Below are 13,482 nucleotides of genomic sequence, written 5' to 3'. Positions count from 1 at the left end.
CCTAAGCTGCCTGCTCGGTCTGCTTCAATAGTTGATCAACCACCCATGCAGCGCTACGTGCCCCATCCTCATGAAAGCCCCAGCCCCAGTAAGCGCCACAGTATGAGGTGCGGTTCTGAGCATTGACTTCGCTCCAGCGTTGTTGAGCTTCAATGGCTGGCACATCAAATACCGGATGACGGTAATGCCGTTCTACCCAGACTTTTTTAGGATCCAAGGCAAAATTAGGATTCAGGGTGGCAAAGACCTGGGTTTTGCATTGCAGGTTTTGCAGCTGGTTCATCCAGTAACTGAAACCATAGTGCATACCACTGTGCTGGAATGGAGTCTGTTCGGTGGCCTGACTCGGGGTCACATGCACATGCCAGCTGGCCCATTGGCGTCTGGATTTTGGCATGATGCGGGTATCAGAATGCACCACCATGCGGTTATCCTGATAGCGGAACTTGCTCAGTACGTCCAACTCCTGCACGGACGGGTCTTTCAGTAACTTCAGGCTGTCGTCAGCATGGCTGGCAAATACAACCCAGTCAAAACGTTCGCTGCCCTGTGTCGTTTCAACCAGCACATCATTGGCACTACGGGATACATGGAGAACACCCGTTTTGCGGAAGCTAATATTGGCCTGGGACTGAATCGCACCAACGTAGCAAGCCGATCCACCCTTGACCGTAAGCCATAACGGTCGGTCTTTCAGTTGTAACATGCGATGATGCTGAAAAAAGCTCACCACAAACTTATAAGGAATCTGTCCGGCTTGTTCCACCGGACAGGACCACAGCGCCCCACACATCGGATAAAGATGTTCCTGACGGAAGGCATCGGAATAGCCATGCTGATTCAGATACTCATCAATACTGAGTTGTGCATCAACCTGCTCGACATCCAGATCTTTATTGGCCGTATAGAAACGGAACAGATCCGACAACATCGCGCGAAAATCAGCATTCAGAAAATTTTGTGGGCGGAAAAGCAGGGAGAATTTTTTTGAAGGATTGTACTGTAAGCCGCTGACCTGATTATTCACAGAAAAGCCCATGTCACTGCTTTGCGATTGGATCCCGAGTTCTTTTAGCATCGCGCAAAACAGCGGATAGTTATGCTCGTTAAACACAATAAAGCCACTGTCCACTGCAATCTGTTCGCCATCTATATTGAGCTGATGAGTATCGGTATGGCCGCCAAAGTAATTATTTTTTTCAAACAGCGTGACCTCATGCACTTTGCTGAGTTTCCAGGCGGCATACAAACCGGAAATACCTGAACCAATAATCGCAATTTTCATGGTGATTCCTTCGATTGAATTTTGTGAGTGCCTGCCGTAGCGGCTTTTTTCTGTTTTCGAGCTTGGCTAATTTTACTGGCTTCATAGACCCGTGCTGGAATTGGCTTGAGTCCCCAGACCAGCCCGAGCAAGGCCATGAGTTTCAGCAGGTAATAGGTCACATCAATCTGCCACCAGTAAAAGCCTTGCCGGGTACTGCCAGAATAATAATGATGGTTGTTATGCCAGCCTTCGCCCAAGGTAATGATGGACAGGAATAAGTTGTTGCGGCTGTGATCTTCAGTGTCAAAATCCCGGCTGCCGTAATGATGCGCCAGTGAATTGATACACAAGGTGGCATGGATCAGTAACACGGTAGAGATGACAAAGCCCCAGACCAGCAATTGCAGGCCGGACGTACCGAGTTGTGGCCAGGTAATGGCCAGCCATTCCCCTAATGCATAAATTCCTCCCGCGGTCAGCAGTACCACAATTAAACTGAAGCGATCCAGCCAGATCAGTTCCGGATATTTCAGCCAGTCCTTAATGACTTCTTTACGTGTGGCAAAATTATATTCATTTAAAAACCAGCCGACGTGGCTGTACCAAAAACCATGCGTCGAGGAATGTGGGTCTTGCAAGGTATCGGTATAGCGGTGGTGATAACGGTGATGTGACGCCCACCATAGCGGGCCACGCTGTGCACTCATAGTACCCAGTAATACAAACATGAACTGCACCGGACGCGAGGTCTGAAAAGTTTTATGCGACAGATAGCGATGAAAAAAAGCGGTGATGGAAAACATCCGGATCAGGTAGAACGCGAGCATAAAGCCAATCGCAAACCATGACACACCCACCCAGAACACAGCGAAACAGGCCAGATGCAACAGAATAAAGGGCAAAATTCTCAACCACTGAATCTTGCTATTTTCAGCATTCAGCGTTTCGGACTGTGTGGTTGTAGACCAGCTGTCTATCCATCGCATCAGACTTTTCAACATGGACTCATCCTAAATTTTAAGCGACTGTCTTTATTCTATTTGATGAGTTTAATCAGTCAGATATGAATTTTATGTGAAGTGAAAATAAAAAAGCCGAACTGTAGAGAGACTAGGCAGTTCGGCAAAAGGGTAACAGATTAATGCGGCAATTTGATCAGTTTTGTCACGTCATAACCATAATGTTTTGCAGTCTCCAGATAGGACTGATAGGTGGCCTCATCCAGTTGCGGTTCGCGCGATAAAATCCACAGATATTTATTACTCGGTCCACCTACCAGTGCTACTTTATATTCCGGATCTACGCGTAATACCCAGTAATCACCTTTGCTAAATGGTATCCATCTTAAACCTGTAGGCAAAAAGCTGACCTTCAGTTTGCTGTTCCCCTGATTTTGCGAATACGCAACACCTTCAGAGCTAATTATTTCGCCATTGGCAATTCGGCAGCTATTCAATACCCCGATAGTTTGATCGGCATTGACACTATATTGTGCCGTGATATTGGCTATACATTTACGCTGAAAATACATCGGTAAATGCGCAATTTCATACCATTTACCCGCATACTTCTGGATATCTACCCGATCAACTGCCTGAGGCGCAGCAGTTTCTGCTTGAGTCGTTGTACTTAAGCTGATGATAGACAGTGCTATCGCTGCAAAAGCAGACTTAAATCGCATCTTCATTTTTTAGCCTTGTTGGGTCTCAGGATTAAGATAACCCAGTTAGATGTGAACAAAGCGTGAAGATCAAATGATACGATTCAGTTTTTCCAGATCAGGAAATGCCACCTGAATATTCACTACCTAGGGCGTTATTGCAGCTTATTTGAGAGACCCAAACAGAATTACTTTTTCAAAGCCATTCTTTGCTGTCATCTGCAACAGGTGTTCCATGCATCACATGCTGAATCATGGCATAGGCGATACTGCCCTTGAACGGAATCTCGGGTAACTGATCAAATTTGAAAAATTGCGCATCGCTGAGTTCATTTTCTTGAATCTGAATTTCCCCTCCGTGATATTCTGCCTTGAAGGCCATCATCAGATTGCTAGGAAACGGCCACGGCTGACTGGCTAGATATTGAATATTTTTGATTTGCAGCCCCACTTCTTCCAGCGTTTCACGGCGCACTGCCTCTTCTAGGGTTTCTCCAACTTCAACAAAGCCTGCAATCAGGCTGTACATCTGGGTTTTATTGCGGGCATTTTTTGCCAGCAGAATTTCATCTGTACCTCGGGTAATGATAGTAATGACACAGGGATTCACCCGCGGATATTGGTTATAGCTACAGGATGGACAGACCATGGCATACTGGGTGGCATGCTGCTGGGTGGCGTGTCCGCATTTACTGCAAAAGCGATGATTACGGCGCCATTCCAGTAACTGTACCGCACGGCTGGCCTGTTCAAACTGTGGTCTGCTCCAGACTTGCACCAATTGTCTGATCGGCACCAGCTGATAACCTTCCGGCACCAGTTCATCTTCTTTCAGATCACGGGCAATGATCTCGCCATTTTCCGACAGGTTCAGGTCGTGCTGCAGTTTTTCTACCTGCGGCAACTGAAAATGCTCATCCACCAGTAATTGCTGCTGTCTAAAAATATACGCTTTTGAATGCATGCTCATGACAATTCCTTGATTAAAAAAATCCCATACAGAGGGGTGTATGGGACAAAACTAAGGAAGTTCACATGGAGTAACTTCAAGCCAGATACTAGGCGTGAGCTACTTGAATTACAACCATAATAATTTGTATCTTTTTGATTAAAATCACATAATTTTCACACTACTCATGTATTAAGAAATCATGTAAAGCGAGTTTCATCAACTGGCTTTAGCATTGAAGGGATGAATATTTTGTTATAGCAGTACTCATGATTTCTGTGCGATGTCATCTGGTCGAGTTGGATTGATTCAACACGCAGGATGATCTTTATTTTCACAAAAAATTGAACTGTCTTGACTTACACTGCGCTATCTTTCATAGGGTCTGGAATGGCTATGCGTTTCGGTTTAATTCTGGGTGACCAGCTTCATCATCAGCTTGCTACGCTCAAAGCGCTAGATCGTAGCAGGGATGTGATCCTGATGGCCGAAGTTGTTGAGGAAGCCACTTATGTCGCCCATCATCCGCAGAAAATTGCCCTGATTTTTAGCGCCATGCGTCATTTTGCCAAAGAACTCAAAGCAGAAGGCTGGCGTGTACGTTACCATGCTTTTAAATCTGATAGTCCGATTCGTAGCCTGCTGGATTTCGTAGAGTCACAGCAGCAACTCTTACCAGTCACAGAACTGGTCATTACGCACTGCGGGGAATATCGTTTACAGCACCAGATTGAACAGGATTGGAGCCAGCAGCTGCAATTGCCAGTACAATGCCTCAATGATGAACGTTTTTTCTGTAGTCCGGAGCAGTTTCGGCACTGGGCCAGTCGCTACCAGACACTGCGTATGGAATATTTTTACCGGGAAATGCGCAAGCAGACCGGTTACTTGATGCAAGGACAGCAGCCGTTTGGAGAACAGTGGAACTATGACAGCGCCAATCGTAAGGCCTGGGCTGGCAATCCCCCTTTGCCTGCACCACTTCACTTTGAACACGATCAGATTGATCTGGATGTGCTTGAATTGGTTGAACGTGAATTTTCCCGCCACTCTGGCAGCCTTGACAACTTCCGCTGGGGCACCACACGTAGCAATGCTCTTCTTGCACTGGAGCATTTCATTACCCACAGTTTGCCACATTTTGGCGATTATCAAGATGCCATGGTTCAAGACTCAGACATTCTGTTTCACAGCCTGCTCTCACCTTATCTGAACTGTGGTCTGCTACTACCTAAAGAAGTCTGTGATGCGGCAGAAGCTGCATACCATGCCGGTCATGCACCACTGAATGCAGTGGAAGGTTTTATCCGACAGATTCTCGGCTGGCGCGAATATGTTCGCGGAATTTACTGGCTGTACATGCCAGAATATGCCAGCCGCAATGCACTGCAGCACTCAGCACCATTGCCACAATTTTACTGGACTGGCCGCACTCGGATGAACTGTATGGCTGAGTGTTTCCGTAATACTTTTCAGCATGCCTATGCGCATCATATCCAGCGTTTGATGGTGACTGGAAATTTTGCCTTATTAACTGGTGTAGACCCGCAGCAGATCAGCGAGTGGTATCTGGCAGTCTATGCCGATGCCTATGAATGGGTAGAACTACCGAACACGCTGGGTATGGTGATGCATGCCGACAGCGGCTTGATGGCCAGCAAACCCTATGCGTCCTCAGGCAATTACATCCATAAGATGTCCGATTACTGTAAGCACTGTAGCTACAATGTCAAAACTCGCACCGAGCTAGATAGCTGTCCGTTCAATAGCCTGTACTGGTATTTCATGATCCGGAATGAGGCGAAATTTCGTACTCATCCACGTATGGGCATGATCTATCGACAACTGGATAAACTTAAAGATCGGCATCAGATTATCAGCCATGCCCAGCAACTTCTTAGCCAGATCAATGAGTTATAAACGATGAAAAAACAGCATCTCCCTGAAAAAATCTGTATACACTGTTTGCGCCCTTTTACTTGGCGCAAGAAATGGCACCGCTGCTGGGAGGAAGTACGATACTGTTCTGAACGATGTAAAAGTGAGTCCAGACAGCGGTCAAAATAAAACGTTTAGAAACGCTTGTATTGCCGTGAACAATAGGCCCGTATTACATCGGGTGAACGCAGCTGCAGATGCTTGGTTTTTCGACCGGTCACGCGTTCACGCCACATTTTAAAGCTACTGGATTTCATATTTTGCCGCATCAAGCGGATTACCGCCGCTTCATTCAAACCGAATTCACGTTGAATGGCTTCAAATGGGGTTCGATCTTCCCAAGCCATTTCGATAATTCTGGATAAGTCTTCTTCAGAAAATTGATTCATGCCATTCTCATTTTTAATCACCATGAAACTTCAATAAGCCTTATAAACTCATTTACATAACTTGATTTAACTTTAATATGACTAAAAGCATAACAATACGATCATGAATTTTTTGTGATTTTTCTCTAGTTTTACGGACTCAGCACAAATAAAAGGGCTAGTTAGACCAGCCCTTTTAAGTTTTAGTTACCTCTATAAGTCGAATATCCATAAGGACTTAAAAGTAGATGAATATGATAATGGCTGACACTTCCATCCACTTTAAAAATGATAGGAACTTCAGGAAAGAAAGTATCTTGATTATTTTTTAAACCAGTCCTGCAAAATTTACGAGCATCAGTCGGTAAAACTGGTGATTCATACGATAATGCTCTGGCTGAAACGGTGAATGGCTTATACAAAACAGAGGTGATTGAATATTTAAAAGCAGATTGGCAAGGTTTAGCAGATGTACAACTTGCGACATTAAAATGGGTAGATTGGTTCAATAAAGAGCGTGTACATAGTGCAATTGGTTATGTGTCACCTTTTGATTTTGAAGCAATGTACTATGATAAAATTAATCCGTTAGGTCAGGTAGCCTAACTTAAATAAAAAGGCTCCGACAAACCCGGTACGGTTCAGTTTTAAAAACTCAATCCTCAAAAAACTCATTGATATCTTTCTCAGTTCTCACTTTCTTCATGGGAAGTTTATTTGCTGCTTTTAGTATCTTCATAATATGTTCATCCCTTCTTATTTCATCTTGCTGATCTTTTTTTGAGGATTCAGTGGCTATTTTTGCACTATCATTAGAAAAAAAATGATCTAACATAATATATACCTCACTCTACCGATTGCTTAGTGTCTTGAGCATTCTTAATCGAAGACGAACTATCAATTAAAGAATGCCCTCGTCTTAAAGCCAGTTCTTTTTGTATTTCTTGATCTGCGGTACTTGTATCGCCATGTTTATGTATATATTCAGCTCTTTTTTCCATAAAGTCCCACTCACGTTGCTGGACATCAACATTCACTTCATTATTTTGCTTTTGACGAGTAGCTATATAGTTATAGATACCAACGCCGCAAATTACGATTAAAAAGAAACTGAGTTGCTTCTTGATACCTCTGCTCACAAAACGTCCTTAAACTTAACTTTTCAACCGAAATTTAGATGAAATTATTGTGATTAATTCAAAAAAAAACAATAAATACTTACAGCTTATAGCTCAACACAAAAACCGTCACTCATCTCTTAGGTTAAAATCTTTATACTCATGAGCATTATCAGAAAATTTAGCAAAAAAATTATTCCAAAAAAAAAAGAAAATTTATTGTTTCTGCATTTTGAATAGGTTCAGGTTCTGCATATCCAATAATCCAAATGGCGCTGTACTACAAATATTCTCAGGTATAAGTTTTTGCTGTGAAGCTGTTTCAGTACTGATAAGATATAAATTATCTTTTAGATGTACAACATGTCCTTTTGAGGCTTCTCGGATACAACGATCAGCATCTATATAGAAACATTTCATTGAGCATTCCTCCATTTTTTTAACTAGGCATCCAATTTCCATAATCGTTAAATTATTTAACGCTGCAATTAAGTCTTAGTTTGATTTATCTTCCATCTCCGATAGACGACTGCTAAAAATAAATCACTCAAAATTTTCTGGCAGGTATTATCTTTAAAATTGTTATTACTAATTTTCAGACTTATCTCTTTTTTCTTTTTAGCCAATTTCAACTCAGTTTCAATCTCCTTCCATGAAAGTTTAGATATTTTTATTTTTTCATGAAAAACTTGCTTATAAATGACCTTTAACTCGCGACAGAATTTACCAAAATCCTGATGCTCTTGTTTGCTTTGAATATACACTTCCATACGTGCATCTATAAGATGTACACGGTACTCAAAATAGTCAAGGATGAAATGATTTCTCATTAATATATTGAAAATTTTATAATTATTTTCAACTAGTAAATTACCTGTTCGATTTTTATCAATATACTTTAAGAGCTTGTCCAAAGTGTTATTTGGACTACAGTTTTCATCATGTTGAAAGTGACGATTTGCATAGAGTTTTACAGCTACATCACTCCCTATTGTACTGATTAAAGTATCCACCTCTCTACCTGATAGAGCGTTCAAAATATGATTGAAGCTTGCCATAAGCTGACGTCTTACCATCATGTCTTGATCTTCTTCGATCACCTCTTGCTCTGCGACATAAGTAATAAAACGATCTGGAAATATCATTTCTTGAATTATTCTCGAGCTTGAATTCAATTTTTCTACAATACTTTTTAGAGTAATTTTTTCTGTCACTTGCGATGTATTGAACTGTTTATTAAATAATTTAACGGGCAATAAGGCTCTGACTATTTTTGCAGATACTTTACTCTCTTCTATACATAGCGCATCAACCACCAATAATGGTCCAAAATGCAAATAATGATTTACTGTCATTTCAATAGAAGAATGTCCTATAAGATGAGCCAGTTTCCTCCATACATCAGTACGAACACCAGTATTATCTAAGCTCGAAAGTAGATAAGTTTTAATTTTGCGAACTTGCTCTGGTGAATAATCAGTCCAAGATTTGATCAGTGAATCTGTTCCTTTCAAAACTAAAGCTAGATTGGTCGCAGCAGTGTGCCTAAAGCTATGAAATGAATAATCGTGTGCTTGGTTCGAAAATAACTGATCAAATATCTCCTTGATCAGATGACTCACAGATCGAGGAGAAATAACTCCCCCCTCTTCGGAGAAAATTAAACCATCTTTGGCACCTAATGTCTTTTGATGAATGGGCACATTCATTTTTTTGTTAATCAAATGAATAACCGACATTAATTCATCTCTAGTCAGTAATTGATCCAGACACATCCCTCGTTTTGCATTACTGGTTTTAAGTTGCCGAGTATAATTATTGTGGATAAAAATTTTGCAAATTTCATATTTTTTATTGATAAAATAGTAATGGGGATCATAACCAATATTTTTGTAGCGTAGATTCAACATCGCCAAATCACTTAGCTTTAATCCCAAAATTTCATTGAGTCTTAGCCCTGTTCTATACGCAAGTATACAAATGACTTTAAGTATGTTCTTCTGGTCTTTAGTCAACTGAGTTTGGACAGCAATTAAATTTTTAAATTGATTAAACATTACTGGAGTAACATAGGACGTTCTACACACTTGCAAATCAGTTGATTGCAGTTGATCTAAATAATTAACGCGAGGCGCATCAAAATTACGTATTAAACTATTGTGAAATTTTTTTAGATTACTTACCGCATGCCCATAACTATTATGTTTAATCTCCCTTCCATTTTGTGAATGTTTTCTGTTTTTCTTGCTACGGTCCCCAATGGATTTGACAGCCAAAATATGAGTGTAGATATCTTCAAACTCTTCTTCATCTATGGCTTGCAGGTCTAAATCATTGCTCACAACATATAAAAAAAGTTCGTCAATAAATGATGATTTATAAGTATCTAAAGAACTAAGTTTAATACCTTTTTTATTTTTACCAGAGTCAATCGATTTTATATTTTTCAGGCATTCCAAATACCAAGTAATCACAACAATCTGAACACTAACAAGAGCAATATCTTTTGATGAACTATATTGCCGGGAAGAATAACTGTTTTGAAGTAAGCTAAGATCCTTTGAAAATTCAGCTATAACTTCACTCACACTTAGGTTACTACCCCCTAAGGTTCTCACTAAGCTCTTTTTAATATCTGCGGCACAGTGATAATCTGTATTCAAATTTCGAATCTGCTCCAACTTAGCCTTCTTCAATTCCGTATAGTAAAAATTATCTACAACAGCTTGATTGATGCTCTTTTTTTTAGACGTCTGAGTACTGTCATGTTTATCAATTCCTTCCATTGCTTTTAAGGATGAATAAGAAAGCGCCGAGTAATTAAAAACTCCCTTAGATAAAGCAATAAGAAAACCATCTAATGTATTTTTCGCTCCAAAATACTGTACGTAATCTAAATGATCAAAAATCTTATATCTATTCTTTGAAAAAATCTTAATAACAGCATGTTCTTGATCTACATCTTGTAAGCCCGATAAGATTTTTTCATCTAAAATTTCTCCCTTTAAATTAATTATAGAATCAATCAGTTGCAATAATTCTTGATCTACTTGTCTTTTTTCTGGTTGCGTTTCTATTTCAATTTCATTTATCAGTCGAATTAACATCAATAAACTTATTGGAGTCAGATATATTTGTTTAACTTGATATGATTTTTCATCGTAGATTAAATTCGCATAAGACGAATTTTCTAGAGGATAGCTATATAAACAAGCAAATTTTGAAATGTTTTTACCGTATGCCGATACAAGACCACCTGATAACTCAAATGGTGAAACTCTATCATTCGAGTATGTATCCCTCACTGATTTTAGAATTGCGATCAAATCAGCTCGTGTCCGACATCCACAGTCAAATATGAGAGCTAATAAGAACTGTCGAAACAGAAATTGTTTTTGTTCGAATGTCGTAGATGGATTGAATTTACTTGTCTTAAGCTTATGCGGTAACTGCTTCTGCCAAAAACCATCCAGCTTTAGCTTAAAATCACGTAATTCCCTTCCAAACTGTAATTTAATTTGGGTAGATTCAATATCTTTAATATTAGATGGAAAAGAACTGATTGTGATCAGTGGTATTTCATAATTACCAGCTAGCCATTGTATCTTTGATTCAACCTCCTGTTTATTTTGTACACATAAATCTGTCCAATATTGCCATCCAGCTTTTAAGTCATTAGCATCCAATTTTTGTGATTTGAAATATTTATTAACTTGAGCTCTCGCCTTATACATCTTATTAATAATTTTATCGTTAAGCTTAAGCTTTAAATTATGCTCCACAACCTCTTCAACGAGCATATTTGAAATACTCTCAAACAAGCTCTTAGCCATAGACTCCAACTCTTTATTTAATTTCTCTAATTTTTCATTATTCACAAAGAAATCCCCACAGATATTAATTCAAGCTTTTTAAAAAGCTTGCTCAAAGCATCCTGGATTTGTGTTTTATAAGCATATGGCTGTAAAGATGATAATTTAGAAAATCCAATTTCACCTTGTTGATCATGCGCATACCATGACTTAAAGACTGCATCTGGCAAATCAAGGGTATTCCTTACAAAATGTCGAATCCAATTGGGGTATAACGGCTCAATTTCAGGGAAATTAAATGCGAGGTAAGAAGCCATATCTTTCTGAGTTAAAGGACTTATTTTTATATTCATGAATCCTGCATTTTTCTTCCAATAATGAAGATAATAGTTATCCTCACTTTGAGTTAATATCCCTGAATCCATAAGGGATGTAATGAATTTTTCATAAAGCTTTAATTCATCAACAACAAATTCGGTCAGTGGTGAAAAGCGACCATGAGGTCGTGATTGGCTTTGTTTGTCATGAATGTAAACTATGCCTGTAATGAAGTCATAGTTATCCTTGATACTCGATGCGCCAACTACTGGGCGTGCTCCTGAAGATAATAGACAACAAATCCAAATCCAAACACTGAAAGCATTAAATCGTTCTTCAATTGATTTCTTATCCCTTAATATCTCAATAACATGCTTGTTCAGTGAATTTAAGAATTTTTTCGCCTGATTAAATGACCAAGCGCGCTGACTTCCTACACGTTCATCATTTTTAGCTTGAATAAATTGAGGACAATCTAGTGCATGACTATCATATTTATTCTGGAACCAAAGCCATACGTATTTCTCATACGAATCATTTAACTGTTTATAAGAAAAACCACCGTATGCCAGATCGGGTTGATGTGAAACTTGTTTACCGATCTGAAAGCTTTTCTGTAAATCATCTTTACAAATTCGATGTAAATGCAATGAGAGTTGTGAGCTGATATGGGTAATCGATAGATTTCCAATACAATAACCAAAGAAACACTCTTTCAAATACTGATTAAAATCAGTATTTGTGTAGTTATTTAGCTGAGCCTCTTTGATACGATTAATCCACATTGCAGGGATTTGGAATGCCCAACTAGAATGTTGATTCAGCCTATTCCCTTTTTTTGCAATTTCACCATCTAACCTTTTATTAACATCTGCATCAACCGTCCATAAATAATAATCATTACTAGAAGAACGTCTTAATTTCTTAATTTCAAATAGGTAATCGACATATTGAAAGACAACAGGACTCAATCCTGTAGATAAGGACATCAAGAAACAAGCCGCCATGGCAGATTCTTCTATGTCTTTATTGTCCTGTAGTTCGTCACGTAAGACCTGATAAATAACTTTCAAAAAAGGTGGGTCGATATAGTAAACATTACTCACAGTAGGTTCGTGTACATGATCCAGGTATCTACGCAATACTTGCTGATCAACAAGAGTTGATAATCTGCGTGTATTCTCATCTTGACTAAAATCATATTGATGACTTTTTACATCTTCATTTTCTTCATCGTCATCCTTTGCATGAGCATCAGAATAGTCAGAGTAGCTGTCTACTACCAAAGGTGGATCGATAAAACTTAAAATAGAAACCTCTGTGTCCTCAAGTGAGGGTTGAGCTTTTTTTCTATTCACCTGTACTTTTTCATCATAGTAGAGATTTTCAACAGCCACCCTATATTCATCTAAATAGCGATTTAATGATTTTTCAATCTGATTATTTTTCTGTGCATTGAAAACTAGACAAGTAGCAATTGTTCGGTCTTTGTGATGTTTAGCATAATTACTAAATTCTTTTTTCGAAAGCTTTAATGGATCAACATCTATAATTGCTCTAAAATAGAAAACAAGATTGGTTAATACATCATCTACACATTTATCAAAGTTTTTACCCACCACTCTAAGTAATAAGTACAATGTATAGTTTATTCTTTGGACTTTTAATTCTGAGTCATCAAGCTTCAAAAGCAATCCAGACAAAAACATTACATAATTTAAAATTTCAAAAGTTTTATTATTTATCTCAATTCTAGTACCATTATTTAATTTTTTAGAATTATTGCATAGTATCGAGATACTCAAAAACCCCAATATATGCTTATATTTAGTTCTTTGCTGATATTTGCAAATATTAAAATACAACATCTCACAGCGATCTATTAGAATTTCAAAACTATCTTTATCTATAAAATTCAAATGAAAATCTTGAACATATTCAAAATTTAAAACCGCAATTCTTTCACCATATCCAGAAATTTTTTTCTCAAAATCATTACAATGATTTTCAAGATCTTCCTGATTTAAAATTTCACCCATTTTAATTAACTCC

Annotated in this window: 11 protein-coding genes and 2 pseudogenes; 3 read left to right on the top strand and 10 right to left on the bottom strand. The window is 38.9% G+C overall.

Annotation, left to right across the window (positions count from 1 at the left end):
• Window position 1 precedes the first annotated feature (1 nt).
• From FTU64_RS07410 to nudC, 4 genes are all read right to left on the bottom strand, one after another.
• Complete coding sequence (locus FTU64_RS07410; protein WP_180052890.1) at window positions 2–1,285, bottom strand: NAD(P)/FAD-dependent oxidoreductase; 1,284 nt, start codon at window positions 1,283–1,285, stop codon at window positions 2–4.
• On the bottom strand, window positions 1,282–2,268 hold the full coding sequence (locus FTU64_RS07405) for an acyl-CoA desaturase (protein WP_180059493.1): 987 nt from the start codon (window positions 2,266–2,268) through the stop codon (window positions 1,282–1,284). The genes FTU64_RS07410 and FTU64_RS07405 overlap by 4 nt, the downstream gene beginning before the upstream one ends.
• Window positions 2,269–2,405: 137 nt before the next feature.
• Window positions 2,406–2,954, bottom strand: a complete 549-nt coding sequence (locus tag FTU64_RS07400; protein ID WP_180052888.1) for a lipocalin family protein — start codon at window positions 2,952–2,954, stop codon at window positions 2,406–2,408.
• 169 nt (window positions 2,955–3,123) lie between these two features.
• Window positions 3,124–3,897, bottom strand: a complete 774-nt coding sequence (gene nudC / locus FTU64_RS07395; protein WP_180052887.1) for an NAD(+) diphosphatase — start codon at window positions 3,895–3,897, stop codon at window positions 3,124–3,126.
• A 375-nt stretch (window positions 3,898–4,272) separates the two neighbouring features.
• Between nudC and FTU64_RS07390 the strand changes: the two genes are divergently transcribed.
• Both FTU64_RS07390 and FTU64_RS07385 read left to right on the top strand, forming a co-directional pair.
• Window positions 4,273–5,796, top strand: coding sequence for a cryptochrome/photolyase family protein (locus FTU64_RS07390; RefSeq protein WP_180059496.1), 1,524 nt, complete (start codon window positions 4,273–4,275; stop codon window positions 5,794–5,796).
• A gap of 3 nt (window positions 5,797–5,799) precedes the next feature.
• Window positions 5,800–5,943, top strand: coding sequence for a DUF2256 domain-containing protein (locus FTU64_RS07385; RefSeq protein ID WP_180052886.1), 144 nt, complete (start codon window positions 5,800–5,802; stop codon window positions 5,941–5,943).
• A gap of 5 nt (window positions 5,944–5,948) precedes the next feature.
• On the opposite strand, the gene FTU64_RS07380 is transcribed toward FTU64_RS07385, so the two are convergent.
• On the bottom strand, window positions 5,949–6,203 hold the full coding sequence (locus FTU64_RS07380; protein ID WP_130114021.1) for a TIGR03643 family protein: 255 nt from the start codon (window positions 6,201–6,203) through the stop codon (window positions 5,949–5,951).
• Between the two features lie 182 nt (window positions 6,204–6,385).
• Window positions 6,386–6,524, bottom strand: a pseudogene (locus tag FTU64_RS07375) (hydroxyisourate hydrolase); the annotation flags it as partial.
• Window positions 6,525–6,527: 3 nt separating this feature from the next.
• Between FTU64_RS07375 and FTU64_RS07370 the strand changes: the two are divergent.
• A pseudogene (locus FTU64_RS07370) lies at window positions 6,528–6,788 on the top strand (integrase core domain-containing protein); the annotation flags it as partial.
• A gap of 49 nt (window positions 6,789–6,837) precedes the next feature.
• On the opposite strand, the gene FTU64_RS07365 reads toward FTU64_RS07370, so the two are convergent.
• The 4 genes from FTU64_RS07365 to FTU64_RS07350 form a co-directional block, all read right to left on the bottom strand.
• The gene (locus FTU64_RS07365) at window positions 6,838–7,017 is read right to left on the bottom strand and encodes a hypothetical protein (protein WP_029574381.1); all 180 of its coding nucleotides are present in this window, start codon (window positions 7,015–7,017) and stop codon (window positions 6,838–6,840) included.
• 10 nt (window positions 7,018–7,027) lie between these two features.
• The gene (locus tag FTU64_RS07360; protein WP_180052885.1) at window positions 7,028–7,321 is read right to left on the bottom strand and encodes a hypothetical protein; all 294 of its coding nucleotides are present in this window, start codon (window positions 7,319–7,321) and stop codon (window positions 7,028–7,030) included.
• Window positions 7,322–7,788: 467 nt separating this feature from the next.
• The gene (locus FTU64_RS07355) at window positions 7,789–11,178 is read right to left on the bottom strand and encodes a tyrosine-type recombinase/integrase (RefSeq protein ID WP_180059492.1); all 3,390 of its coding nucleotides are present in this window, start codon (window positions 11,176–11,178) and stop codon (window positions 7,789–7,791) included.
• Window positions 11,175–13,469 carry a hypothetical protein gene (locus tag FTU64_RS07350; RefSeq protein ID WP_180059491.1) on the bottom strand — a complete coding sequence of 765 codons (2,295 nt, stop codon included), beginning with the start codon at window positions 13,467–13,469 and terminating at the stop codon, window positions 11,175–11,177. Before FTU64_RS07350 ends, FTU64_RS07355 begins: the two co-directional genes overlap by 4 nt.
• Window positions 13,470–13,482 lie beyond the last annotated feature (13 nt).

The sequence above is a fragment of the Acinetobacter sp. YH12128 genome, from assembly GCF_013418655.1.
GTDB classification, from domain to species: Bacteria; Pseudomonadota; Gammaproteobacteria; order Pseudomonadales; family Moraxellaceae; genus Acinetobacter; species Acinetobacter amyesii.
Note: the sequence above shows the minus strand (reverse complement) of the source record. Positions and strands in the feature narration are given on the sequence as shown.

Excerpts from the sequence above, each read along its gene's own strand:
- nudC (WP_180052887.1), bottom strand. The coding sequence starts at position 3,897 with ATGAGCATGCATTCAAAAGCGTATATTTTTAGACAGCAGCAATTACTG.
- FTU64_RS07410 (WP_180052890.1), bottom strand. The coding sequence starts at position 1,285 with ATGAAAATTGCGATTATTGGTTCAGGTATTTCCGGTTTGTATGCCGCC.
- FTU64_RS07380 (WP_130114021.1), bottom strand. The coding sequence starts at position 6,203 with ATGAATCAATTTTCTGAAGAAGACTTATCCAGAATTATCGAAATGGCT.
- FTU64_RS07400 (WP_180052888.1), bottom strand. The coding sequence starts at position 2,954 with ATGAAGATGCGATTTAAGTCTGCTTTTGCAGCGATAGCACTGTCTATC.
- FTU64_RS07350 (WP_180059491.1), bottom strand. The coding sequence starts at position 13,469 with ATGGGTGAAATTTTAAATCAGGAAGATCTTGAAAATCATTGTAATGAT.
- FTU64_RS07390 (WP_180059496.1), top strand. The coding sequence starts at position 4,273 with ATGCGTTTCGGTTTAATTCTGGGTGACCAGCTTCATCATCAGCTTGCT.
- FTU64_RS07385 (WP_180052886.1), top strand. The coding sequence starts at position 5,800 with ATGAAAAAACAGCATCTCCCTGAAAAAATCTGTATACACTGTTTGCGC.
- FTU64_RS07365 (WP_029574381.1), bottom strand. The coding sequence starts at position 7,017 with ATGTTAGATCATTTTTTTTCTAATGATAGTGCAAAAATAGCCACTGAA.
- FTU64_RS07405 (WP_180059493.1), bottom strand. The coding sequence starts at position 2,268 with ATGTTGAAAAGTCTGATGCGATGGATAGACAGCTGGTCTACAACCACA.